19 protein-coding genes are annotated in these 24349 nt (G+C 70.8%); 8 read left to right on the forward strand and 11 right to left on the reverse strand.

What is annotated here, in order from left to right; all coding sequences use genetic code 11:
* Nucleotides 1-46: 46 nt before the first annotated feature.
* From AB7F93_RS07830 to AB7F93_RS07840, 3 genes are read right to left on the reverse strand one after another with little or no spacing between them, the layout of a single operon-like run.
* Nucleotides 47-547, reverse strand: coding sequence for an aromatic-ring-hydroxylating dioxygenase subunit beta (locus tag AB7F93_RS07830; protein ID WP_428302336.1), 501 nt, complete (start codon nucleotides 545-547; stop codon nucleotides 47-49).
* Nucleotides 544-1854 carry an aromatic ring-hydroxylating oxygenase subunit alpha gene (locus AB7F93_RS07835; protein ID WP_428302337.1) on the reverse strand — a complete coding sequence of 437 codons (1311 nt, stop codon included), beginning with the start codon at nucleotides 1852-1854 and terminating at the stop codon, nucleotides 544-546. The genes AB7F93_RS07830 and AB7F93_RS07835 overlap by 4 nt, the downstream gene beginning before the upstream one ends.
* A 48-nt stretch (nucleotides 1855-1902) precedes the next feature.
* Entirely contained in the window at nucleotides 1903-3042 is a 1140-nt protein-coding gene (locus tag AB7F93_RS07840) for a WD40/YVTN/BNR-like repeat-containing protein (RefSeq protein ID WP_428302338.1), read from the reverse strand.
* A 228-nt stretch (nucleotides 3043-3270) separates the two neighbouring features.
* Here AB7F93_RS07840 and AB7F93_RS07845 point away from each other — a divergent pair, with 228 nt between their 5' ends.
* Nucleotides 3271-6048 (forward strand): choice-of-anchor I domain-containing protein, encoded by a 2778-nt coding sequence (locus AB7F93_RS07845; RefSeq protein WP_428302339.1) that lies wholly within the window; start codon nucleotides 3271-3273, stop codon nucleotides 6046-6048.
* A 276-nt stretch (nucleotides 6049-6324) separates the two neighbouring features.
* Here AB7F93_RS07845 and AB7F93_RS07850 read toward each other — a convergent pair whose 3' ends face one another.
* From AB7F93_RS07850 to AB7F93_RS07860, 3 genes are all read right to left on the reverse strand, one after another.
* Entirely contained in the window at nucleotides 6325-10395 is a 4071-nt protein-coding gene (locus AB7F93_RS07850) for a DEAD/DEAH box helicase (RefSeq protein WP_428302340.1), read from the reverse strand.
* A gap of 150 nt (nucleotides 10396-10545) precedes the next feature.
* Nucleotides 10546-11028: a universal stress protein gene (locus AB7F93_RS07855; RefSeq protein WP_428302341.1), complete on the reverse strand. Its 483-nt coding sequence runs from the start codon at nucleotides 11026-11028 to the stop codon at nucleotides 10546-10548.
* A 103-nt stretch (nucleotides 11029-11131) separates the two neighbouring features.
* On the reverse strand, nucleotides 11132-11737 hold the full coding sequence (locus tag AB7F93_RS07860) for an HNH endonuclease (protein ID WP_428302342.1): 606 nt from the start codon (nucleotides 11735-11737) through the stop codon (nucleotides 11132-11134).
* 165 nt (nucleotides 11738-11902) lie between these two features.
* On the opposite strand from AB7F93_RS07860, the gene AB7F93_RS07865 reads away from it, so the two are divergent.
* Both AB7F93_RS07865 and AB7F93_RS07870 read left to right on the forward strand, forming a co-directional pair.
* A complete protein-coding gene (locus AB7F93_RS07865) occupies nucleotides 11903-13105 on the forward strand; it encodes a RuBisCO large subunit C-terminal-like domain-containing protein (RefSeq protein WP_428302343.1) in 1203 nt (400 codons plus the stop codon).
* A gap of 32 nt (nucleotides 13106-13137) precedes the next feature.
* Complete coding sequence (locus AB7F93_RS07870) at nucleotides 13138-13560, forward strand: cupin domain-containing protein (RefSeq protein ID WP_428302344.1); 423 nt, start codon at nucleotides 13138-13140, stop codon at nucleotides 13558-13560.
* A gap of 102 nt (nucleotides 13561-13662) precedes the next feature.
* On the opposite strand, the gene AB7F93_RS07875 is transcribed toward AB7F93_RS07870, so the two are convergent.
* Nucleotides 13663-14613, reverse strand: a complete 951-nt coding sequence (locus AB7F93_RS07875; RefSeq protein WP_428302345.1) for an SH3 domain-containing protein — start codon at nucleotides 14611-14613, stop codon at nucleotides 13663-13665.
* Nucleotides 14614-14703: 90 nt separating this feature from the next.
* Nucleotides 14704-15711 carry a zinc-dependent alcohol dehydrogenase family protein gene (locus tag AB7F93_RS07880; protein ID WP_428302346.1) on the reverse strand — a complete coding sequence of 336 codons (1008 nt, stop codon included), beginning with the start codon at nucleotides 15709-15711 and terminating at the stop codon, nucleotides 14704-14706.
* A gap of 171 nt (nucleotides 15712-15882) precedes the next feature.
* Here AB7F93_RS07880 and AB7F93_RS07885 point away from each other — a divergent pair, with 171 nt between their 5' ends.
* The 5 genes from AB7F93_RS07885 to AB7F93_RS07905 are packed head-to-tail and all read left to right on the forward strand — an operon-like array spanning nucleotide 15883 to nucleotide 19959.
* On the forward strand, nucleotides 15883-16578 hold the full coding sequence (locus tag AB7F93_RS07885) for a lipid-binding SYLF domain-containing protein (protein ID WP_428302347.1): 696 nt from the start codon (nucleotides 15883-15885) through the stop codon (nucleotides 16576-16578).
* 6 nt (nucleotides 16579-16584) lie between these two features.
* Nucleotides 16585-17676, forward strand: coding sequence for an ABC transporter permease (locus AB7F93_RS07890; RefSeq protein WP_428302348.1), 1092 nt, complete (start codon nucleotides 16585-16587; stop codon nucleotides 17674-17676).
* Complete coding sequence (locus AB7F93_RS07895; protein WP_428302349.1) at nucleotides 17673-18449, forward strand: ABC transporter ATP-binding protein; 777 nt, start codon at nucleotides 17673-17675, stop codon at nucleotides 18447-18449. Before AB7F93_RS07890 ends, AB7F93_RS07895 begins: the two co-directional genes overlap by 4 nt.
* Nucleotides 18434-19360 carry an MlaD family protein gene (locus AB7F93_RS07900; RefSeq protein WP_428302350.1) on the forward strand — a complete coding sequence of 309 codons (927 nt, stop codon included), beginning with the start codon at nucleotides 18434-18436 and terminating at the stop codon, nucleotides 19358-19360. Before AB7F93_RS07895 ends, AB7F93_RS07900 begins: the two co-directional genes overlap by 16 nt.
* 8 nt (nucleotides 19361-19368) lie before the next feature.
* A complete protein-coding gene (locus AB7F93_RS07905; RefSeq protein WP_428302351.1) occupies nucleotides 19369-19959 on the forward strand; it encodes an ABC-type transport auxiliary lipoprotein family protein in 591 nt (196 codons plus the stop codon).
* 164 nt (nucleotides 19960-20123) lie between these two features.
* On the opposite strand, the gene AB7F93_RS07910 is transcribed toward AB7F93_RS07905, so the two are convergent.
* Genes AB7F93_RS07910 through AB7F93_RS07920 form a run of 3 tightly spaced genes read right to left on the reverse strand, consistent with a single transcriptional unit; the run spans nucleotide 20124 to nucleotide 24308 of the window.
* The gene (locus tag AB7F93_RS07910) at nucleotides 20124-21449 is read right to left on the reverse strand and encodes a sigma-54-dependent transcriptional regulator (protein WP_428302352.1); all 1326 of its coding nucleotides are present in this window, start codon (nucleotides 21447-21449) and stop codon (nucleotides 20124-20126) included.
* Entirely contained in the window at nucleotides 21446-23056 is a 1611-nt protein-coding gene (locus tag AB7F93_RS07915) for an ATP-binding protein (protein ID WP_428302353.1), read from the reverse strand. Before AB7F93_RS07915 ends, AB7F93_RS07910 begins: the two co-directional genes overlap by 4 nt.
* A complete protein-coding gene (locus tag AB7F93_RS07920) occupies nucleotides 23049-24308 on the reverse strand; it encodes a CinA family nicotinamide mononucleotide deamidase-related protein (RefSeq protein ID WP_428302354.1) in 1260 nt (419 codons plus the stop codon). The genes AB7F93_RS07915 and AB7F93_RS07920 overlap by 8 nt, the downstream gene beginning before the upstream one ends.
* Nucleotides 24309-24349: the final 41 nt, after the last annotated feature.

A 24349-nucleotide genomic window follows, 5' to 3' on the forward strand; every position in this document is an offset into this window, starting at 1 on the left:
ACGGCGGCTCCCTTCATCGGCGCGCCACGCTGGCGCGTCGGCTTGACTATAGAAAAATCGACAGCTGCGGCAACTCCTCGTCGTTGTTGAGCAGCAGCACCTTCTTGAGCGCGATCTGAAAACCGTCCCCGGCCGGCAGCAGGTGGTGGATGGTGTGGCCGGTCCAGACGACCTGCGTGCTGGTGCTGGAGCGCAGTTCGTTCAGGTGGAAGTTGGAGTGCACTTCCAGTCGGTCGTCCGTGACCGACTCCATCTCGATGTTCGACAGCACCCGGCGCAGGCGCGAGCGCGGCTCCTGCGTCCACGCCATGCCGCTTTGGATGCGCGCGATGCGCAGTTCCAGCCGCTGGCGGTCGTCATAGATCAGCGACAGTTCGCGCCGCGGGTCCACGTCGTCGTGGTTCACCGGCACCCAGTACAGGCTGTGCGGCGCCCACAGGGCGAGCCAGTCGTCGAGCCGCCACTCGTCGGCCAGGCGCGCCTCGCGGAACAGGAACTGCTGCACGCGCTCGTACAGGCTCTCCGGGTGCCAGGTTGGCGTGCTCATCGGTCGGCCTGCATCAGCTGGCGGTAGTGCGCCCACTGGGCGCGGATGGTGAGCTCGGACAGGTCCGCCTGCGTCGGCACGCCTTCCTCGTCCGCCGTCACGGGCAATCCGACGCCGCGCGACATGTCGATCCACTCGTCTGCGCGCGCCGCGAGGCCGCGGAAGTTGCGCTCCCATACTTCGAGGTCGTCGGCGAGCTGAAAGCCGGCCGGGCCGTAGGCGCCTTCCTCGCGCCGCAGGCGCAGCTGGTTGATCTCGTCGGGCGCGCCGGGCAGCACGGTGCCGGCGTAGTACAGATAGGTTTCGTTCACGCTGACCGGCACGCACCAGCGGATGTCCTGAAAGATCAGGAACAGGTTCGGAAACACCACCGCGTGCGCCGGGCCGTCGACGAGCACCTGCGCCGCGCGCTCCTTGCCAAGGCGCGCCTCGACCCCGTCGGTGTAGGCGCGCTGCGCGGCTTCCGGCACGCCCTGTGACCAGTCGGAGGAATACGTCATGCCGGTGATGCGCCGCTGCGGGCGCATGTCGAGCTCCGAGTGCCCACGCCCGAGATCGCGCATGCGGATCACGCTGAACACGCCCTTGCCGGCGGCGGCGGTGCGCTGCTTGAGCGCCTGGTTCTCGGTCATCTGCGCCATGTAGAAGTTCGACGCGTGCGTGGACGGCACGTGGTAGCCGTCGACCGAGTTCTCGATCCACATCTTCCAGTTGGTCTTCACCTTCATGCGGAACACGCCGACGTTCATTGCCACCTCGCCGCTCGGCGAGATGTCGCAGTAGCGGTCGATCAGCGTGGTGGCAAGACCCAGGTGCTCGCGCAGGCTCGGGCCGTCCGCCGCGAGGCTCGCGAACAGGAAGCCGCGGTAGCTGTCCACGCGCGGCACTTCCAGCAGGCTGCGGTCCTGCTTGTTGAAGTGCGGGCCGTAGTCGTCGTGGAAGGGCACGCCCTGCAGGTGGCCATCGATCGAGTAGGTCCAGCCGTGGTAGCAGCACGTCAGCGTCATGGCGTGGCCGCGGCGCTTCTCGCACACCGTGTTGGCGCGGTGCCGGCAGCGGTTCAAGTACACGCGGATACGGTGCTGGCTGTCGCGGGCAATGATGATCGGCTGCAGCCCGATGCGCTCGGTGCGGTAGTCGCCGGGGTTCGGGAACTCGCTCTCGTGGCCGATGAACACCCACTGCCGGTACCAGATCTTCTCCAGCTCGTCGGCAAAGATGTCGGGGTCGTAGTAGACGCGGCCGTGCACGCGGTCTTCGCGGACGAGATCGGCGTAGTCGATGCGGGGGCGGGCGGTGGCGAGCATGGCGTGGCTCCTGTCGCTGTCTGGCGATACTGAACTCGACGCCGCGCGTCAGGCCGTGCGCTGCACCATCTGCTCCATCAGCGCGCGGATCTCGTCCGGGATGCGCACCTCGGTCAGGTCGAGCTTGCCGTGGATGAGATCGGCGTGAAAGCACTTGCTGACCGGCGGCAGGCCGGTCGCGATCTGCCGCCATTGCCGGCCCTCGTTTTCGGTGAGCCACACCTCGCCGTCGGTGTTGCCGATGAACACCCGGCACGCTGTGCCCACCGCCTCCAGCGACATCGCCTCGACGGACGGCTTGAACTCGGCCGGCAGGCCGCCGCGCGCGTAGTGCCAGGTGTCGCCGCCGTCGCCCGTGCGGGCGATGCTGACGTTGGCGCTGCCTTTGACCCAGGTGTCCGGCGTCGCGAACGCGCCGGCCACGAACATCGTCTCCGGCCGGCGCGGGTGGTAGACCAGCGGGTCGGCGTAGCCGATTTTCTGCGTCTGCTCCTTCATCTCGAACCAGGTTCGGCCGCCGTCGTCCGAGCGGTTGAAGAAAAAGCCGTTCGCCAGGAACAGCCGCCCCGGCCGGGTGGGGTGCAGCAGCACGCGGTGGGCGTCGTTCGGCATGCCGGCGGTGTGCTCGGTCCAGCTCTGCCCGGCGTCCGCGCTGCTGTACAGGCCGCCCTGTTCCACGCACACGTAGATGAGGTCGGCGTCCTGCGGGTGGATGGCGATCTGCTTGATGTGCGCGATGAACGGCGGCGCCGGGAACATCCAGGTCTCGTGCCCGGTGGCGTCGTTCAGGGCCGCGAGACGCTTCCACGACTGGCCGAAGTCGCGGCTCTCGAACAGCGCCGCCGGCTCCGTGCCGGCGTACAGCCGCACCGAGCCGTCCGGCCGGCGCACGCTCGCCAGGCTGAACACGTTGCTCTCGTCCATGCCGGGCCCGGCCGGCTGCCAGTGCGCGCCGTCCGGGCTCACGAACACGCCGGCGTCGTGCGTGCCGGCGTAGTAATTGCCGCTCACCGGCTCGCCGATCAGCGCACACACGTGGTGGCCGACGAGGCCGCGGCCGGCCTCGCGCCAGCCGGCGGGGGTTTCTTCGAGTGCGATCACGCCGTCCTGCGTGCCGACCAGCAGTCGGCCGGACCGGGACGGATGGTCATAGACGGCATTGCCGCCGGGGGAGAGGCAGGTGTGCATGGCGTTTCTCCTCGCGAGTTGCTTGTGTGTTTCGCGTGCCGCGGCACGTCGGTCGGAACCGATGCCTGAACGGCCAGCGTAGCGCAGCGTTGCCCGGCGCGACAGCGGCCCCGGAACCCCTGCGGCGGCGTCGGCTGGGGGCTGTCACAGAACCGACATCTTGCCTTCCCACCATGCGCCGCTGCCCGCGCCATCCGGCGTGTGGTTCCCCCTGCCGGAGTGACGACAGTGCCGTTTCGCAAACCGCTGCTGCTAGGCCTTTCCCTGCCGCTGCTGACGCTCGCCGCAGGCGCGCAGGCACTGTCGCTGGAGCCGCTCGGCCGCTACGAGACGGGCCTCGCCACAGACGGCCAGACTGCCGGCGAGACCGCCGCACTGCGCGGCGACAAGCTGTACGTAACCAACGCGGACGACGTGTCGGTGGACATCGTGGATGTGTCGAACCCGACGCTGCCGCGCCTGCTGCGCCGCGTGTCGCTGGCCGAGTACGGCGCCAGCGTCACCAGCGTGGCGGTGTCGTCCAAGAATCTCATTGCGGTGGCCGTGGTGGCGCCGCGCAAGACCGATCCCGGCACCGTGGTGTTCCTGACCCCGGCCGGCGAGGTGGTGCGCACGGCGAAGGTCGGCGCCCTGCCGGACATGCTCACCTTCACCCCGGACGGGCGCACGCTGCTGGTGGCGAACGAGGGCGAGCCGGACTGCTACGGCGCCGGCTGCACGGACCCGGTGGGCTCGGTCAGCATCGTCGCGGTGGTGCCGATGAAGCCGCAGCTGCCGGTGACGACCGTCGGCTTCGAGGGCGTGTCGCTGCCGGACGGCGTGCGCGTGTTCGGCCCCGGCGCCACGCCGGCGCAGGACCTTGAACCCGAATACATCAGCGTCGATCCGGCCGGCACCCCGGCCTACGTGACGCTGCAGGAGAACAACGCCATCGCCGAGATCGACATCGCGACCGCCCGCGTCACGCGCGTGCGGGCGCTCGGCGTGAAGGACTTCGACGCGGCGCCGACCACGTCCACGTTCGAGGTGCGGAATCTGCCCGGCATCGGCGCCACGGCGGCCGGCCAGGCGCTGTCGCTCGGCGGCTTCTCGGGCCTGTTCTTCGAGGGCCGGACCGACGACGGCAAACTCAAGTTCGTGACCCACACCGACCGTGGCCCGAACGGCGAGCCGACCGGCGACCGGCGGCCCTTCCTGCTGCCGGGCTTCGTGCCGCAACTGGTGCGGTTGCAGCTCGACCCGGCCACCGGCGAGGTCGCGATCACCCAGCAGATCACCCTCACCCGCGCGGACGGCAGCGCGCTCAGCGGCCTGCCCAACACCGCCATCGCCGGCGCCACCGCCAGCACGCCGTATCAGGACGAGGTGCCGGTGGACCTGAACGACACCGTGCTGCCGACCGACCCGCTCGGCGCGGACCTCGAAGGCGTGGTGGTGGACGGCGACGGCCACTTCTGGATGGCGGACGAGTACCGCCCGGCCATCTACCACTTCGACCCGAGCGGCCGTCTTGTCGAGCGCCTGGTGCCCATCGGCACCGCCGCCGCGGCCGGTGCGGCGGCGGGCACGTTTGGCAGCGAAGTGCTGCCGCCGGTGCTCGCGCAGCGCCGGCAGAACCGCGGCTTCGAGGCGATCGCGCTGCAGGACGGCAAGCTGTACGCCTTCGTGCAGAGCCCGCTGCGCAATCCGGCCACGCTCGCCAACTCGGCGCTGAACGCCATGCGCAACGTGCGTGTGGTGGAGTTCGACCCGGCCACGCGCGCCACGCGCCAGTTCCTGTACGCGATGGACAACCCGGCCTCAGTCAACGCCGACGACAGCCGTGCCGACAAGATCGGCGATGCGGTGGCCTTGCCGGGCGGCGGCTTTCTGGTGGTGGAACGCGACGACGACGCGGCGCCGGCTGACCTGCCGGCGCAGATCACCAAGCGTGTCTACGCGTTCAACCTCACCGGCGCCACCGACATCACCGCCAGGGACATGCTCTACAACGGCAAGTCGCTGGACCAGATGACGACGGCGGAACTCGCCGCCGCAGGCGTGACGCCGCTCGCCAAGGTGCTGCACGTGGACCTCGCCCGCGCCGGCTACGACCGCGTGCAGAAAGTGGAGGGCCTCGCGTACGTGGACGCGGGCACCCTCGCCGTGGTCAACGACAACGACTTCGGCGTCGCCGGCATCAGCATCGACACCACCACCGGCCGCTTCGAGCTGCTGCCGGGTTACACGCCGGAGCCGACGCTGCTGGGCCTGGTCAAGACGGCGGGCCTGGACGCCTCCGACCGCGACAATGTGGTGAACATCCGCGACTGGCCGGTGTACGGCATGTACCAGCCGGACGCGCTCGCCAGCTACGCGGCCGGCGGCAGCACGTATCTGGTCACCGCCAACGAGGGCGACGCGCGCGACTACGATGGCTTTGCCGAGGAAGTGCGCGCCCGCAGCGTGCGCAGCAGCTACCCGGCGGCCATCCAGCCGGTGCTGAACGACAACCTGCAGCTTGGCCGCCTGACCATCACCAACGCGCCGCCGGGCGGCGACTACTCGCGCCCGTACGTGTTCGGCGCGCGCTCGTTCACCATCTGGAACGCCGCCACCGGCGCGCCGGTGTGGGACTCCGGCGCCGATCTTGAAGTGCGCACCGCCGCCGCCTTCCCGCGCAACTTCAACAGCAACAACGACGAAAACACCTTCGACGACCGCTCCGACAACAAGGGGCCGGAGCCGGAAGGCGTGGCCGTCGGCAACGTCGCCGGCCGCACGTATGCCTTCGTGGGCCTGGAGCGGCAGGGCGGCGTAATGGTGTACGACGTCACCGACCCGGCGGCGCCGCAGTTCGTGGATTACAAGAACACGCGCAGCTTCGAGGGTGATGCCGTGGGGCCGGATAGTGGGCCGGAAGTGCTGCGCTTCATCGACGCCAAGGACAGCCCGACCGGCACGCCGATGCTGGTGGTGGCGAACGAGGTGACGGGCACCGTCAACCTGTGGCGCCTCGCCCCCTGATGATGGCCTGACGTAAGCGTGGCGGATGTGGGAGCGGCGCCCTCGCCGCGGATCGGTGCAGTGCCGCGATTCGGCCCGGGGGCGGGCCTCCCACAGTCAGGAGCGCGGCATCCTGGGTGAGCAAGCCCGCCCGCGGCCGGCAGCAGCCAGGTCGCCTCGGACGAGCCACGACGATTCAGTCGTGATGTGGGAGCGGCGCCCTCGCCGCGAATGATTGTTCTCGCGCCATTCGGCCTGAGGACGGGCCTCCCGCAGCCGGCAGCGCAACCGGTGCGTTCAGGCGGGCAGGGCGGCTACCGCCGAATCAGCGCCAATAACCGCGGCGTGCCCCTTGCGCAGCAGCGCCACGGCGTCCGGCAGCGCGAACTGCTCGCCGGCGAAGCGCTCGACGAAACGCCCGCCGCGCAACTCGCCGCGGGCCTCCAGCCGCCGGTAGACGTACAGCAGCTCCCGCCACGGCGGGGCGCAGTTCTCATGGTCGAGCGCGGCCCGGAAGACCACGCCGTGTCGCTCCAGCAGCGCCTGCGCGGCGTGCGCCACGGCGGCATCGCGCGCCGCGGCATCGGCGGGTGTCAGCGCCGGCAGCAGCGACCAGCGCCCGGCGGCGCCGACGCCCGACACGCGCGGGCGCGGGCTGCGGTGCCGACGCGGCGCGAAGCTCGGCCTTTGACTCGCCGGCGCGATCAGCGTGCGCAGGCCGGAGAAGCTGTCGGACGTGACCAGACCCAGCGCCACCAGTTCCGCGAGCGCCGCCTCCACCTGCGTGCGCAGCAGGCCCGTGTGGGCGACCAGATCCGCAAAGAACGACGCACCCTGCGCGGCCAGCGCATCGCGCACGCGGGCGGCGATCGAACTCAGCTCCAGCTCCGGCGCGGCCGGCGCGAGGCGCCGCCACAGCGCCGCGTGTTCGCGCGGCACGAGCGCGATCGGCGTGCTGCGCACGGGCGTCGAGACGCGCCGCCGCTCGCCGCTCACGCGCGGCGGCAGCAGGCGCAGCCAGGCCACGCGCCCTTCGGCGCACAGTTGATCGAGCCAGAACGGCTGGTAGCCGTGCAGGCGTGCCGGCAGGACTTCCGCCTCCCACGCCGCGGCGGGCTGCGACAGACCGGCCAGTTGTTCGATGACGGCAAACAGCGCCTCCGGCCCCTCGCCGGGGTCGTCGAGGCCCTGCCAGGCGCGCTGAAAGCGCCGGAACTCGGCCTCGCTGACCGGCGCGATTTCGCGCCGCCGAGACCCTAGGCTGTAGCGGTGGATGCGTGCGAGCAGGCCACGCTCGCACCATTCCTCGTGCGCCGTGCCCGGCGTGTAGCGCCCGCGCAGGACGAAGCCTTCGCCTTCGAGCGCGAGCAGCGCCGCGTCGATGGCGGTGGGCTTAAGGCCGAGCGGCGCGCCGAGCCGCGCCGCGGTAATCGGCCCCAGGCCTTCGAGCCGCCCGCGCAGCAGCTCGACCAGCGCGGCCTCGGCGCTGTCGGGCGGTTCGCCCACGGTGGCAATCGGCGGCTGCGCAGTCGCCGCCGGCAACACGGCCTGCGCTTCGGCCAGCCGCTCGGCCGCCACCCACAGCCGGCCATCCAGGCAACACGCGCGCCGGTCGCCAGCCAGCGCCTGCAACAACTCAGGCCAGCGCGGCTCGCGCGCCGCCTCGTCGGCGGTGATGAAGCCGAGCAGCAGCAGCGCGTCGTGCAGCTCGTCGGCGTCGCGCGCCTGCGGCCAGGCTTCGCCGCGCACCCGATCAATCGCGTCCTGTTGCAGCACGCCGAGCGAGGCACTCGCCGACAGATCGGCCGGCGCCGGGCGCACGGCGAGCGTGCGCCGCTCCTCGGCCGGCACGTCGTCCAGAAACGCGTACGGCCGGGCATTCAGGATTTCTTCGGCGAGCGGGGAGGGGGCGGTGAGGTCGCACGTCAGAATCTGGATCGCCCCGCTCTCGATGCCGCGCAGCACGGCGAGAAACCCTTCCACGTCCATGGACTCGGTCAGGCAGTCGGCGATTACCTGCCGCACCAGCGGGTGGTCCGGCACCTCGCGCTCGCCGTTCAGGTTCTCGGCGCAGGCGATCTGGTCCGGGAACACGGCGGCGATCAAGTCCTGCGCGTCGTTGCGCTGCCACTGCGGCGGCGTGCGCTTGCCAGCACGCTGACGCAGGATGGCCAGCGCCGAGGTCGCCACCCAGCGCCAGCGCGCCTCGAACAGCGGCGCCATGATCACGGCCTGGATCAGCACCTCGCGCGCCGTGGCGGACTTCAGATACCCGGCCGGCTCGTGCAGCGGAAAGCTGTGCACGGAGCCGAGCGAGATGACGATGCTGTCCTCCAGCGCCGCCGCCTGCAGTTCGAAGTTGAAGCGCCGGCAGAAGCGCTTTCGCAGCGCGAGTCCCCAGGCCCTGTTGATGCGCGAGCCGAACGGCGCGTGGATGACCAGATGCTGGTCGCCGGTGTCGTCGAAAAAGCGCTCGAAGATCACCGCGTCCTGCGTCGGCAGCGCGCCGAGCGCCGCGTGGGCGGCGGCGAGATAGTCGATGAGTTGGTGAGCCGCAGCGTCCGGCAGCGGCAGGCGCTCCAGCAGGCGCTCCCGGGCGTGCCCGGCGCCGCCTTCGCTGAGCCAGTCCGCCACGTCCTGGCGCAGACGCGACACCGCGACCGACAACTCCGCCGTGCGCCCCGGCGCCTCGCCGAACCAGAACGGAATGTTTGGCGGCTGGCCGTGGGCGTCCTGCACGAACATCCGCCCCGTTTCCACTTTGAGGATGCGGTAGGAGGTGTTGCCGAGCTGGAAGATGTCGCCCGGCAGGCTCTCGAAGGCGAAGTCCTCGTTCACGCTGCCGATGCGCAGGTTCTCCGGCGTCAGCAGCACGTCGCAGTCGAACTGGTCCGGGATCACCCCGCCCGAGGTCACGGCCGCCAGCGCCGCGCCGCGCCGCGCGCGCAGCCGCCCGTGCACGCCGTCGCGGTGCAGCCAGGCGCCGCGCCGGCCGCGGCGGGTGGTATAGCCCTCGGCCAGCATGCGCACCACGGCGTCGTAATCGGCACGGGCAAGCTCGCGGTAGGGATGGGCGCGGCGGAAGTGCTCGTAGAGCGCCGTCTCGTCCCACTCGCGCGCGGCTGTTTCGGCCACGATCTGCTGCGCCAGCACGTCGAGCGGCGCCTGCGGCATGACGATGGCGTCGAGCTCGTCGCGCCGCACGGCGTCGAGCAGCGCGGTGCACTCGACCAGATCGTCCCTTGAGAGCGGAAACAGCCGCCCGTGCGGCACGGCGCCGACGGCGTGTCCGGAGCGCCCGACGCGCTGCAGGAAGGTGGCGATGGCCTTCGGTGAACCGAGCTGGCACACGAGGTCCACGTCGCCGATGTCGATGCCAAGCTCCAGCGACGCCGTGCACACCAGCGCCGTGAGTTGCCCGGCCTTCAGGCGCTGCTCGGCATCCAGGCGATGCCGCCGCGCGAGGCTGCCGTGGTGCGAGGTGACGTGTTCTTCCCCGAGCCGCTCGGCCAGATGCCGCGCCACGCGCTCGGCCATGCGCCGCGTGTTCACGAACACAAGCGTGGTGCGGTGCGCGCGGGCGAGGTCGGCGAGGCGGTCGTACAGCTCGGTCCACACCTCGCCCGCCATCACGGCGGCCAGCGGCGCGCTCGGCACCTCGATGGCGAGGGTGCGCTCACGCACGTGGCCGGTGTCGATCACCGCGCACGGCGCGCCGCCGGTGAGGTAATCGGCGATGCGCTCGATGGGTTTTTGCGTGGCCGACAGGCCAATCCGCTGCACCGGCCGCCCGGTGAGCGCCGCCAGCCGCTCCAGCGACAGCATCAGATGCGCGCCGCGCTTGCTGCCGGCGAGCGCATGAATCTCGTCCACGATCACCGTGCGTACGTCGCCCAGCATGGCCCGGCCGGACTTGGACGTGAGCAGGATGTACAGCGATTCCGGCGTCGTCACCAGAATGTGCGGCGGCGTCCGGCGCTGGCGCTCGCGCTCGGCCTGCGGCGTGTCGCCCGTGCGCACGGCGGCGCGGATGGGGACGTCGGGCAGGCCGCTGGCGACGAGTTCCGCTCGAATGCCGGCGAGCGGCGCTTCGAGGTTGCGCTCGATGTCCGCCGACAGCGCCTTCAGCGGCGATACGTACAGCACCTGCACCGCGTCCGGCAGCGGCGCGGTGAGGCCGGCGCGGACCAGGTCGTCGATGGCCGTGAGGAATGCCGCCAGCGTCTTGCCGCTGCCGGTGGGCGCCGCCAGCAGCGTGTGCTGCACTGCGCGAATGGCCGGCCACGCCGCCGCCTGCGCCGCAGTCGGCACCGGAAACTGGCGGCCGAACCAGGCCGCGACGGCGGAGTGGAAGTCAGTCAGGGGCATGGCGCGAGGAACCCGCGGCAAACGGGTGCGCCCACTATGCCGCAGCGATGTGGGCTTTCACAGTCGCGCCGCGCGGGCCACACCAACGCGTTCGCGCTGCGAACGCGTGCGTCAGCCCATCGCCCGGGGATGGCGGGCGCTTCGTCCCGATCAGACGGCGGTCGCCAGACCGGCGCCGGCCTCGACGGGCTCCTCGTTTCGCCCGTAATGAGTCACCAGCACCGGACGCGTGGCAAGGCGCACGACTTTTTCCGTGACGCTACCGACCAGGTGCTTGAGGCCGGAGCGTCCGTGTGTGGCCATGATGATGAGGTCGACCTGTTCGTCGCGCGCGGCGGCGACGATTTCCGCCGCCGGCCGGCCGAAACGCACCAGGGCGCGGGTCTTCATGCCCTTGTCGAGATACTCCTGCGTCAACGCCTGCAGGTGCTCGCGACCGTGGGCGGTGATCCTTTCCTCGTAGCCGTGCGAGTCGCTGAGGTCGGGCGCGAACGGCGGCGGCTCGGCCACGTACAGCAGCAGCAGTTCGGCGCCGAAGGTGTGGCCGAGTCCGGCCGCGTAGGCGAGGGCGCTGCGGGCCGGATCGGAAAAGTCGAGCGGGATGAGGATGCGGTTCAGGGTGACCTGTTGCATGGCGGGTACTCCTGTCGGATGCACGACACGACGACCGTTGGTGACCCAGTCTGTGCCGCTGCCGGCTGCGCGGCAAGCGACGTGGCTGACCGCCGTCAGGCACTCAGCACATTTGCGCGCGCAACCGGGCCTGCAGCGGGCTGGAGCGCGGGAAGTGCGCGAGCAGGAACTCCATCTGGTCGGCCAGGATTCGCCGCCCGCGCAGGTACACGTACTCGGCGTGCGTGGGCACGAACGGGATCGCCAGCAGCTGCATGCGGGCCTGTTCGGGGGTACGGTTCGCCTTGTGGTTGTTGCAGCGCTTGCAGGCGGTCACGACGTTGGCCCAGGCGTCCGCGCCGCCGGTGCTGAGCGGGCGCACGTGGTCGCGCGACAGATCCCGCGCCTGGAACGGGTGCCCGCAGTACAGACACGTGTGCGCGTCGCGCTTGAACAGCGCCGGGTTGTTCAATGGCGGGGAGTAGGTCTCGCGGCTGTGGCGCAGCGCGGACTGATCTCCGGTGGTGGCGATGATCGAGTTCACCTCGATCAGGGTGCGCCGGCCGCTCGCCGCGTTGGTGCCGCCGCGCACCTGGTACAACGGCGTGCCGCAGGTGTAGGCCACGTGGCCGAAGTGGTACAGGCGCACGGCGGTCTGGTAGTCCACCCATTCGAGCGGCATGCCGGACACGTCGGTGCGCAGCACCTGTTGGGCAAGCGGTTGCGTCATGTGCGTCCCCGTCGGGTCTGACCCGACGCAAAAAACAACCATTCGACAAGCCTGGACCGCGCTTGTGTAACTGGTATTTCGGGCCTCGGCAAGCGGTCAGCGCCGTTCGGTGAGGGCGTTGAGCGGTGGGATAAAATCACCGGCCCGCCCCTTGATCGAGTTCCCATGTCCGCTATCCCCAGTTGGCGCGTCGGCGCCACGGTCGGTGCGCGCACCCCGGCGCTTGCGCCGGACGCCGAGGCGCAGCCGGGCCTGCGCGCGGATGGCCGGCTCGGCGTGCACTACGCGCTGACCCTGGCGCGCGGCGAGGACGCTGCCCTGAAGGCCGCCCTGATTGGCCTTGAGCAAACCGTGGAGCTGCCCCGGGCGCTGCTGGAGGCGGACCTAGCCGAGCGGATGACCGGCCGTGTCGAGGCGGTGTGCCAGACGGGTTCTCGGGCCGCCCGGGTGACGCTGTCGTACCCCATCGGGGCTATCGGCGCCGACCTGCCGCAGTGTCTCAACCTGCTGTTCGGCAACATTTCGCTGAAACCCGGCATCCGCATTGTCGGCATCGACTGGCCAGCGGCGCTGCTCGACGCGTTCGGTGGCCCGGGTCACGGCGCGTCTGGCCTGCGTGAGCTCACCGGGGCGCACGGTCGGCCGTTGCTGTGCACGGCGCTGAAGCCGATGGGCCTCACCGCGCGCGAGCTCGCGCGGCGCTGCGAGGCGTTCGCGCGCGGCGGCATCGACATCATCAAGGACGATCACGGCCTCGCCGATCAGCCCGCGGCACCGTTTGCGGAGCGCCTGGCGCGCTGCCGGGAGGCGGTCGAGCGGGCCAACGCCGGCGCCGGCACCCGGGCGCTGTACTTTCCAAACGTGACCGCGCCGGCTCGTGAGCTGCCGCATCGGCTCGACGCGGCCAAGGCGGCCGGTTGCCGCGGCGTGCTGATCAGCCCGTGGCTGGTCGGGCTGGATACGTTGCGCTTTATTCGCGACGACTACGGGCTCGCCATGCTCGCCCATCCGGCGCTGACCGGCAGCCTGTTCGGGCGCGGCGCCGGCATGGCGCCGGAGCTGGTGCTGGGCGATCTGTTTCGCCTCGCCGGCGCGGACGCCGTCATCTACCCGAACACCGGCGGCCGGTTCGATTTTTCCGGCGCCGTTTGTGCGCGCCTGAATCGGCACCTGCGCCGGCCGCTCGGCGCGCTGCGGGCCAGCCTGCCGACGCCCGCGGGCGGCATGAGCGTGCAGTCGGCGGCCGAGTGGGCGCGGCGGTACGGGCCGGACACGATGCTGCTGATTGGCGGCAGCCTGTACGCGCAGGGTGACCTTGCCGCCGGTGCGGCTGCCCTGCGCCGGGCGGTCGAGGAGGCCGCGCCGTGAGTCACGCATCGCGCGTCGTCCGAGGCGAGGGCTTGACCTGGCCCGACGTGCCGCTGCTGGCCTACAAGAACGATGGCAGTCCGTTTCGCGACATCACGCGCCGCACCCTGATGGGCGACGCGCCCAGGGAGGCGGAGCTCGACTTTTTGGTGCGCTACTTCGAGGTGCAGGCCGGCGGTTACTCCACCCTCGAACGGCACCAGCATCCCCACGCGGTGGTCATCCTGCGCGGGCGGGGCACCGTCATCCTGGGTGATCGGCTGCACGCCGTTGAAGCCGGCGACTGTGTGTACGTGGCGCCGCAGTGTTTCCACCAGTTCCACGCCGACGCCGGTGAGTCGCTCGGTTTTCTGTGCGTGGTGAGTCGCGAGCGCGACCGGCCGGTGCTGCCCAGTGACGAAGAGCTGGCGCGGCTTCGCGAGGTGCCCGAGGTGGCGCGACTGCTGCGGGTGTGAGGGCCGGCCGGGCCGATCACGGCGCCGGCAAAAAAAAGCCCGCCAGGTTTGCCGGCGGGCTTTTTTGTTGGGCAAGCGCGGGCATTGCGGCCCGCGTCGCGATCAGCGCGTGATGTAGTCGCTGTGGATCCAGCCGCTGCGGCCGTTCGCTTCCACACCCCACCAGGCGCCCTGCTTCTCGCCGTTGGGCGACACCGGCGTGCCCTTGGGCACCAGCATCACGACCGGTGACTGCGTGGACGGCCCCGAGCGCATGTTGACGTCTTGCAGCGTCATGTAGTTCGACGCCGACGGACGGGTCGCGGCCGGCTGCGTGGCCTGAACCTGCGCCACCAGCTTGTTGTGGGCGTCCAGGAACGCAGCGGACACGATCTTGCCGATGTCGGTGCTGGCGTAGGCACCGCCACCGGCGCCGACCAGCCCGCCGAAGGCAAGCCCGCCGAAGCCAAGATCACGCTTGCTGGCGCTGCCCTCGGCGGCGGCTTCCTGCACGCCGGTGCGCACGTTGGTCAGGAACAGCGTGACCTGGGACTCCATGTTGGTCCAGCGGATGCCGCCGGCGATGGCGCCACCGATGCCGGGGATCAGCGCTCCGAGACCCGCGCCGCCGCCGCCGGCGTTGGCGTCCTTGAACACCACGTTCGGCGTGATCAGGAAGTCGGCCGCCTTCATCTGGCCGGCGCCCATGTTGCTGCCGCTTTGCAGCTCCCCGGCGGAAGCCATGGCGCGCTCGCGTTGCAGGGCCTCGCTGGCCTGGCCGCGGTCCACCACCTGGAAGCAGTTGCTCTGCGCCATCATGATGCGCAGCAGCGGGATCGGGCTGGTGAGGCCGGCCTGCGCCAGCATCGGGTTGTCCTGCTCGATCAGTGCGGCGGTACCGATCGGCGAGGCGCAGCGCGTCAGCTGCGGTGCCGAGCCCTGCGCGCCAGCGGCGCCGGCCGAGCCGGTGACCATGCTGCCGCCGGTGCCGAGCTGGGTCTGCGTCGATGCACAGCCGGCGACCGACAGCGCGGCCAGGCCGACAAGAGTGGTCGCTAGCTTGTTATTGATCATTGAAGGCTCCCTGGGCGTGGTGTTTGAAAGGGCGTGCCGGAACGGGTCGAGACTGTGGCCGAGTCCACGGCTCCCGTGTTGCGGACAGGTTCACATCCGCACCACGATCTTACCGAAGTGCCGTCCGGAGGCCATGTGCTCGAAGGCGTCGCGAATCTGCTCGCGCTCGAACACGCGGTCGATCACGGGCTCGATGCGGTGCGTGGTGATGGCGCGGTTCATGGCCTCGAACATCTCGCGCGGGCCGACGAACACGCCGTGCAGGCGCAGGCCCTTCATCAGCACCGGGCGCAGGTCCATTTCAGTCGCGTTGCCGGCCAGCACGCCGATGATGGTGATGGTCCCGCCCAGGCGCGCCACGTTGATGGACTTGCCAATCGTGCCGGCGCCGCCGACCTCGACCACCTGATCCACGCCCGCCTTGTCGGTGAGCGCCAGCACGGCCTTGTCCCAGTCGGGGTCGGTCGCGTAGTTCACGCCGTGATCGGCGCCGAGCGCCTTGGCGCGGGCGAGCTTCTCGTCGCTGCTCGAGGTGATGATGACCCGCGCGCCGGCCGCCTTGGCGAATTGCAGCGCGAACAGCGACACGCCGCCGGTGCCGAGCGCGAGCACGGTGTCGCCGGGCTTGACCTGCCCTTGCACGACGACGGCGTTCCAGGCCGTGACGCCGGCGCAGGGCAGCGTGGCCGCCTGCTCGAACGATAGATGCTCCGGAATCGCCAACAGGCCGTCCTCGTCGAGCGCCACCAGTTCCGCCGCCATGCCGTCGCCGGGGCCGCCGAGCGTCGAGCCGCGCGCGGCCGGCGTTGCCTCGCCACCCAGCCACTTCTGCGCAAAGATCGCCGCCACGCGGTCGCCGGGCTTGAAGCGGCGCACGCCGGCACCGACCGCCACCACTTCCCCGGCGCCATCCGACAGCGGGATCAGCGGCAGTCTCTGGCGCGGGTTGTACTGGCCCTGCACGGTCATCAGGTCCCGAAAATTCAGCGACACCGCGCGCACGCGCACCAGCACCTGGCCCGGGCCGGGCTGCGGGTCGGGGCGCTCCACGACGGCCAGCCTGGCCACGCCAAATTCGGAAATCTCGATCGCCTTCATGGAGCATCTCCTCGGGGTTGATTCGGTGCCTGAACGGGCGTCAGGCCAGGCAGCGATTATAGGCGCAGCGTTTCGGGGCGCCGGCTGGCGTGTGCCATCATTGCCGCCGCCATCGGCAGCGGCCACAACGCCGCCGACGTGCCGTTTCAATTCCTGCGCAGGGGTGACCGAATGAACCGACGTTTCTTGCAACTGTTTGCACTGCTGCTGTTTCTGCCGCTGGTGCTGACGGGCGTCGTGAGCGCCGGGCAGGCGGAGGATGACCGCCTGCGCTCGGCGACCGACGTGCTGCACCAGATCAGCGAGATCCCCGAGAACGCCATTCCGCCGGAACTGCTGGCGGACGCCTACGGTATTGCCGTGATCCCCGGCGTCATCAAGGCCGGCTTCGTGGTCGGCGGGCGCTGGGGCAAGGGCGTGATCGCCGTGCGCCAGGACAGCGGCTGGAGCAATCCGGCGTTCATCACCCTTGCCGGCGGCAGCATAGGCTGGCAGATCGGCGCCCAGTCGACGGACATCATCCTGGTATTCAAGACCCGTCGCGGCGTGGAGAACCTCGCTTCCGGCAAGGTCACGCTTGGCGCCGATGCGGCGATCGCCGCGGGCCCGGTCGGCCGCCAGGCCTCGGCCGCCACCGACGCGCAGCTCAAGGCGGAGATCTATTCCTACTCGCGCAGCCGCGGCCTGTTCGCCGGTCTGGCGCTCGAAGGGGCGGTGCTGCAACCCGACGACGACGCCAGTGCCGCGGCGTACGGCGGCCACGTGTCGTCCTGGGACGTGTTCGAGAACCGCGTGTTCAGCACTCCGCCGGCGGTGCAGCAGTTCCGGCAGGCGCTGGCCGAGTACGCGCCACCGCCGCACCGCTGAGTCGCCGTGCCGGCGCCGGCCAGCCTGGTGGCTGACCCGGCAGCGCACGTGCTGCGCGCCGCGGGGGACTGGACGGTGTGCTCAGTGGACGCGCTTGAGGCGCACTGGCAAAGCTGGCCGCACGTCGGCAACTGGACGCTCGACACGACGGCCGTGGGGCGCCTGGATACTGCCGGGGCCTGGGCGCTGCACCGCCTCGCACAGGCCGCCGACCGCGCCGGGTCGCGGCTTGATCTGGCCGCGCTCGCGCCACCCCACGCCGCCCTGTTGGAACTGGTGCGCGCCCGCCTGCCGGCAGGTCCGTCGCGGCCGGCCCACGCCCGTGGCTGGCTGGACACCCTCGGCCGAACGGTGGTCGGGCGCCTGGCGGAAACGCGGCATTTTCTCGACTTCGTCGGCCGCCTGGTGGCCGAGCGGCGCCGGCGCATGCGCTGGGCGCGCCTGGTGCAGGAAATCGACGCCGCCGGCGTGCGGGCGCTGCCGATCCTCGGCCTGCTGGCGTTTCTGATGGGCGTGGTCATCACCTACCAGGCCGGTGAGCCGCTCAGGGCCTTCGGCGCCAACGTGCTGGTGGTGAACCTGGTCGCGGTCACCATGCTGCGCGAGATGGGGCCGCTGCTTGCGGCCATCATCGTCGCCGGCCGCACGGGCTCGGCCTACACGGCCGAGATCGGCACCATGCGCATCACCGAGGAACTCGACGCGCTGCGCAGCATCGGCATCGCGCCGATCGAGATGCTGGTCATTCCCAAGCTGATCGGGCTGGTGATCGCGCTGCCGCTGCTGACGCTGTATTCGTCGGCGATGGGGATCGCTGGCGGCATGGTGGTGGCGGACGGCCTGTACGGGGTCGGTTATCGAGATTTCCTGACCCGTCTGCCGGACACGTTTGCGCCGAGCACGTTCTGGGTGGGTCTCATCAAGGCGCCGGTGTTCGCACTCATCGTCGCGGCCGTGGCCTGTCACCGGGGCTTTCAGGTTGGCCACAGCGCCGAAAGCATCGGCCGCGAGACGACGGTCAGCGTGGTGCAGAGCATTTTTCTCGTGATCGTCGCGGACGCCGTGTTCTCGGTGCTGTTTCAGGTGGTGGGGCTATGAGCGGCGCCGCCGCCATCGAGGCGCAGGGGCTCGCCACGCTGGCCGGCACCCGCGTGCTGCATCGCGATCTTGCGCTTTGCGTGCGGCGCGGCGAGGTGCTGGCGCTGGTCGGTGGCAGTGGCTCCGGCAAGACCGTGCTGCTGCGCACGCTGAGCCTGCTGCAGGCGCCGGCGGCGGGGCAGTTGACGGTGCTCGGTGAGGACGCGGCGACGCTCGATGCGGCCGGTCTGCGCGCGCTGCGCCGGCGCATCGGCATCCTGTTTCAGCACGGCGCGCTGTTCACGGGCCTGAGCGTGCTCGACAACATCTGCCTGCCGCTGGCCGAGTACACGGCGCTCGATCCGTCCAGCCGGCGGGAACTCGCCATGCTGCGCGTTGGTCTCGCGGGCCTGCCGGCCGAGGCGGCGCACAAGTTTCCGGGTGAGCTCAGCGGCGGCATGATCAAGCGCGCTGCGCTGGCCCGTGCGCTGGCGCTGGACCCGGAGCTGCTGTTTCTGGACGAACCGTCGGCGGGTCTGGACCCGGTCACGTCGGCGGGGCTCGACGACCTGCTGGCCGGGCTGCGCGAGCTGATGGGCCTGACCGTGGTGATGGTGACGCACGACCTCGATTCCATCGCGCGCGTCAGCGATCGGGTGGCGTTCCTGGGTCGCGGTGCACTGCTGGCAGTCGCGCCCGTGGCGCAGCTTGCGCAGTCCGATCAGCCCGAAATTCGCGCTTATTTCGCCGCCGCGCCGCGTGACTACGGAGGTTCCCCATGCAGGCCCGCGTAGGCTACGCCGCGGTCGGCGCGTTTGTGCTGGTGCTGGGTGCGGCGCTGCTCGTGCTCGGGCTGTGGCTCGGTTCCGGGCGCGAGCGGGGCGAGTTTCAGCTTTACCACGCCTACACCGAGGAGTCGGTGGCGGCGCTCGGCCTGTCGTCGGCCGTGACCTACCGTGGCGTCGACGTCGGCCGCGTGGCCGGCATCGAGCTCGACCCGGACGACCCCACGCGCGTGCGCCTGACGCTGCGCATCCGTGCCGAGGCGCCCATCAAGACCGACACCGTCGCCACCATCGCCATGCAGGGTCTGACCGGGCTCGGCTCGCTGGAGCTGACCGGCGGCAGCCGGGACGCCCCGGCGCTGGAGCACACGCCCGGCAGCCGCTACCCGGTGATTGCGATGCAGCCGTCCCTCATGAACCGCCTCGACACGGCGCTGAGCCTGGCGATGAAGACGCTCGATCAGGCGAGCCAGCGCCTGCTGGTGATCCTGAACGAGGACAACGCCCACGCCATCGGCGCCATTCTGGCCAATACCGAGCAGATCACCGGCAACCTCGCCGCGCAGAGCGCGCGCCTCGATGGCGCGATCGGCAACCTTGAGCGCATGGCGGCGAGCGGCGCCCAGGCCGCCGAGGCGTTGCCGCAGCTCGCGCCGCGGGTCGAGGCGGTGCTCGACCGCACCGACCAGCTGCTCAGCACCCTGCAACGCACCGGCGAGGAGGTGGGCAGCACCGCCCGCGACAGCCGCCGCCAGCTCGAATACACCGCCGGCGTGCTGCTGCCGCAGGTGGAGCGGCTGGTGGACGATCTGGGCGGCGCGGCCGGCAGTCTCGGCGATCTTGGCGCGCGCCTTAACGCCAACCCGCAAATGCTGCTGCTCGGCCCGCCGCGGCGCGAGCCCGGCCCAGGCGAGGAATGATGAAAAGAATGAAGCGTCTTTGCATGGTCGCGAGCCTGCTGCTGGCCGGCTGCTCCCTGCCGGTGTCCGCACCGCCGGAGGATGTGACCCACACGCTCGCGCTGCCGGCGCAGGTGTCCGTGCCGGTACCGCTGCCGGCCGCACGTACGCTGCAAGTCGCGGCGCCGACCGCCGCGCCGGGTTACGGCAGTCCCGCCATGGCCTACCGCACCACGGCGCACGAGCTGCGCTACTTCGCCCGTCAGCGCTGGGTGGACCGCCCCGCGCGGCTCATCGAGCAGGCGCTGCTGGATGGCCTCGCGGCGGGCGGCGCAAGCCTGGTCGCACCTGGCAGCGGGGCCAGACCGGACTACCGGCTGCTGACTGACCTGGTCCGTTTCGAGCAGGATTTCACCGGCGCGCCGAGCCGCGTGCGCCTGGTGCTGCGCGTGCAGTTGGTGGACGTGCGCGAGCGCCGGCTGCTGGGCAGCGAAACGCTGCGTCTGGAGCAGGCCGCGCCGAGCGAGGACGCGGCGGGCGGCGTGTTGGCCGCAAACGCGCTGCTGGAGCAGGCCGTGGTGCAGGTGGCGTCGTTCTGCCGTCGCGCCGCGGGCGTTTAGGCGGGTCAGCGCGCCGCCACCGGGACGGTGCTTGGGGGCGGGATTCGCGGCGAGGGCGCCGCTCCCACAGTGAATCGATCTTGCGGGAGGCCCGCCCTCGGGCCGAATGAGGATTGAAATCGAGCGCTTGCGGGAGCGATTCGCGGCGGGGCTTCGCGCCCTGCTCAGCCCAGGCCGAGCTTGGCCATGCGGTAACGCAACTGGCGCAGCGTGAGACCGAGACGCGCGGCGGCGGCGGTGCGGTTGTAGCGGGTGGCTTCCAGCGCCGCCGCGATGTGCGCGCGCTCCACGCCGTCGAGTTCGGCGTCCAGATCGTCGCCATTGCCGTTGGGCGTCGAGGCGGCGTCGTTGCCCGATGGCAGGTGCAGATCCCCCGCGTCGATGTGCGTGCCGTCGCACAGCGCCGCTGCCCGTTCCAGGATGTTTTCGAGCTCACGCACGTTGCCCGGGAACGGGTAGTCGGCCAGCGCCGCGAGCGCCGCCGGCGTCAGCGTCAGGCGCTCGCCGCCAGCGATGCGCGCCAGCAGATCGGCCGCCAGCGCCGGGATGTCGCCGGCGCGCTCGCGCAGCGGCGGCACTGTTACTTCGATGACATTGATGCGGTAGTAGAAGTCCTGCCGCACGCGCCCGTCGCGCAGCAGGGCGGCCAGGTCCTCGTGCGTGGCGCTCAGCACGCGCACGTCCACCGGCGACTCCTGGCGCGCGCCGACCGGGCGCACGGCGCGTTCCTGGAGCGCCCGCAGCAGCTTGACCTGCATGGCCGGCGGCACGGCGCCGATTTCGTCCAGGAACAGCGTGCCGCCGGCGGCGCTCTGGAACAGGCCTTCGCGGTCGTGCGTGGCGCCCGTGAAGCTGCCCTTGACGTGTCCGAACAGCTCGCTTTCGAGCAGATGTTCCGGGATGGCGCCGCAGTTGACCGGCACGAACGGCCCACTGGCGCGCGGTCCCTGGGCGTGGATCAGCCGCGCCACGCGCTCCTTGCCGACGCCGGACTCGCCGCGGATGAACACCGGCGCCTGGCTGCGCGCCAGCTTGGCGACCGTGGTGCGCAGCGCCTGCATGGCCGGCGAGTCGCCGATCAGCGTCGGCAGGCCGGCCGGTTCGGCGCGCACCCGCGACAGGCGCAGCGCCGTGTCGATCAGGCCGCGCAGCGTGTGCACGTTGACGGGTTTGTTCACGAAGTCGAAGGCGCCCGCCTTCATCGCCGCCACGGCGGCGCCGACATCGCCGTGGGCGGTGATCATGGCCACCGGCAGCTGCCCCTGCGTGCGCTGGATGTGTTCGATCAGTTCGAGCCCGCTGCCGTCCGGCAGGCGCAGATCGCACAGGCACAGGCGGTACGTGCCGGCCGCCAGCGCCCGCTTGGCATCGGCCAGGTTGCCGGCGCTGTCGCTCGCCAGGTCCATGCCGCGCAGGGTGATGGCGAGCAGTTCGCACAGGTCGGGCTCGTCGTCGACGATCAGCACCCGCGGTTCGGTGTTGGCGTTCATGTCAATTGTCGGCGGCGGCGGTCGGCCAGCAGGATGCGAAAGCCCGCCCCGCCGGCCGCCGGTTCGTAATACTCGATGTGCGCCTGATTGGCGGCGCACAGCTCGCGCGCCATGAACAGGCCAAGCCCGGTGCCGTCGGCACGGCTGGTGTGAAAGGGCTCGAACAGCTTGTCGCGCTCGGCTGCCGGCACGCCGGGGCCGCGGTCTTCGATCTCGATGATCGGCCGTTCGCGCGTGGCCGAGGCACGGGCGCGCACGGTCACCTTGGGCGCCGGGGCCCGCCTGGAGTGACGCAGTGCATTGTCGAGCACGTTGTCGATCACCTGCTGCAACTGGCCCGGCGCGGCGCGGGTGGCGAGATCCGGCGCCATCTCTCTACGGATGATCTCGGGCGCCACACCGTGACTGGAGCAATGGGCGTCGATGACCTTCTCAAGCCACGGCTTCAAATCCAGCACTTCGGTATCCACAGTCTGCGGGCGGCCGAGTGCCAGCACCTCCTCGATGATGCGGTTCACCCTGTCGCTCTGGCGCAGCAGGATGGACGTCAGCTGCTTGTGCTCGGATGAAAGCGCGGCGTCTTCCGCCAGCAACTGGGCGGCATGACTGATGGCGCCGAGCGGGTTTCGCACCTGGTGGGCGATGCTCGCGACGAGGCGGCCGAGCGACGCCAGCTTAAGCAACTGCGCCTGCTGGTTCAGCGCTCCAGTGTCGTCGAGAAAGACCAGCAGATCCGCCTCTGCTCCGCGTCCCAATGGCGCAAACCGCGGCGTCCAAAGGTCGGCGGCGGCGGGGCCTGGTTCCCAGCCCGCCTGCCAGCGCAGCAGGACGTCATGCAGCGTCGGGGCCACCTGGTGCAACTGGTCACCGGGGGCGAGCCGGCGGCCGAGCAGCCGCGCCGCTGAGCCATTGACGAGCCGGATGCGCTGCTGGGGGTCGACCACCAGCACGCCGGTTTGCATGCGCTGGATGATTTCGGTGTTCAGGCGCGCCAGCGCCATGATCTCGCTGCGCCGGCTGCTGGCGAGCGCCGTGCCGCGGCGGGCCCGGCGCGCCATCTCGAACGCCATGCCCGCCGTCGCGAAGCAGGCCGCGCCAAGCAGGCCGGCCTGTGTGTAGGTAGGCATCTGCATGGCAACGTTGACGCGGTACACGCTCTCCGCCAGCAGCGCGAGGCTCGCCATCGCCGCGTAAAGAAACGCAAGGCGTCCCGACACCAGCAGGCTGCCACCGGCCACTACAACGACCAGCAGGATGCCAAGCCCGCTGACGAGGCCACCGCTGGCGTGCACCAGTACGGTGATGGCCCCCACGTCGGTCAGCACGGCGAGTGTGGTTTGCAGATTGAAGCGCGGCCGGCGCAGCGTGAGCAGAGCGACGCCGACCGCTGCGCCGATCAGGTACGCAACCGCGCCGCGCCAGTAAAGCTCCGGATCGGCAGTGCCAAACCAGCGCAGCGGACGTTCGAGCTGCGTCAGGCCGAACAGCACACAGGCGCTGGCCACGCGCAGAACGGTGAACCACAGCAACGGCCGCCAGGTAAGCCGCTCGGTCGGGTCGTCCTCCAGCAGCCCGCCCAGCACATCCGCGGACGCGGACTCAGCCACTGTCGATGGCCGCCCGCCAGCGGGTCTGGAGCCAATCCGCCATCAGCCAGCGCAGGCCGTCGTGGGCTGCGAAGGTACGCACCCACTCGCGCCCGCGCACGAACTGCCGGTGCCGGCCGACGCTGCCGGCGCCGTCCGCCCGGCCCAGCCAGACGGTGCCGACCGGCTTGGCATCGCTGCCGCCGCCGGGGCCGGCGATGCCGGTGATGGCGAGCCCGAGATCCGCCCCGAAGCGCTCGCGCACGCCGGCCGCCATCTGCTGAGCGACCGCCTCACTGACCGCGCCGTGCTCGGCGAGGGTGGCTTCATCCACGCCCAGCAGATCGTGCTTGGCGCTGTTGGCGTAGCTGACGACACCGCCCAGGAAATACGCCGACGCGCCCGGCAGGTCGGTGATGATCTTGCCGACCAGGCCGCCGGTGCAGGATTCGGCCACCGCCAGCGTCTGGCCGGTTTCAGTCAGGTACTGCGCGCACAGCTCGGGCGTGCTCAGGGCGCTGAAGTCGACCAGCACGTCGGCGAAGCGGTCCAGCACGAAGCGCCGCAGCGCGTCGATCTGCGCCGCGCTCGCGTCGTAGAGCTTCAGTTCGAGCTCCGGAAAGATGGCCCGGTAGCCGAGTTCGAGGCCGTGTTGCTCGGCCCAGGGGCGCATCACGTTCGCAAGACTCGACTCGCCGATGCCCAGGAAGCGGATGAAGCTGTGCGTGGCTTTTCGCGCCTGCGGCAGGCCGGCCAGTAGCGCGCGCAGCATGGGCTGCATTTCGCGCGGTGGCCCCGGAAGCGCTACCACCTGCCGCTGCGCGCCGGCCAGATGCACCGTGGCGACGAAGCCGGGCGCGGTGCCGTTCGGGTTCTCCAGAATCCGCGCCCCGGCCGGGAACAGCGCCTGCTTGCGGTTGTTGTCGGTGAGCGGGATGCCGAACTCGGCAAAGCGGCGCTCGATGTGCTGCCAGCTCGGCAGGTCGAATTCGAGCGCGACGCCGGCGAGCTGCGCCACCACCTCGGCGGTGAGGTCGTCCTCGGTCGGGCCGAGACCGCCCGTCATGAACACCCAGTCGGCGCGCGCGAGCGACGTGCGCAGCACGAAGTCGAGATCGCCGCGCCGATCGCCGGCGGTCAGCATGAGCTGAATGTCGAAGCCGGCCTCGCCGAGCTGGCGGGCGATTTCGGCGCTGTTGCTGTCGACAAGTTCACCCCGCAGCACCTCCTCACCGGTGCTGACGATGCAGGCGGTTGGTCTTGAATCGCTCACGCGGGTGCTCGCTGGGGCTGGGCTGGGGGCGTTGGCAGTAT

This window comes from Immundisolibacter sp. (assembly GCF_050250495.1).
Classification (GTDB): domain Bacteria; phylum Pseudomonadota; class Gammaproteobacteria; order Immundisolibacterales; family Immundisolibacteraceae; genus Immundisolibacter.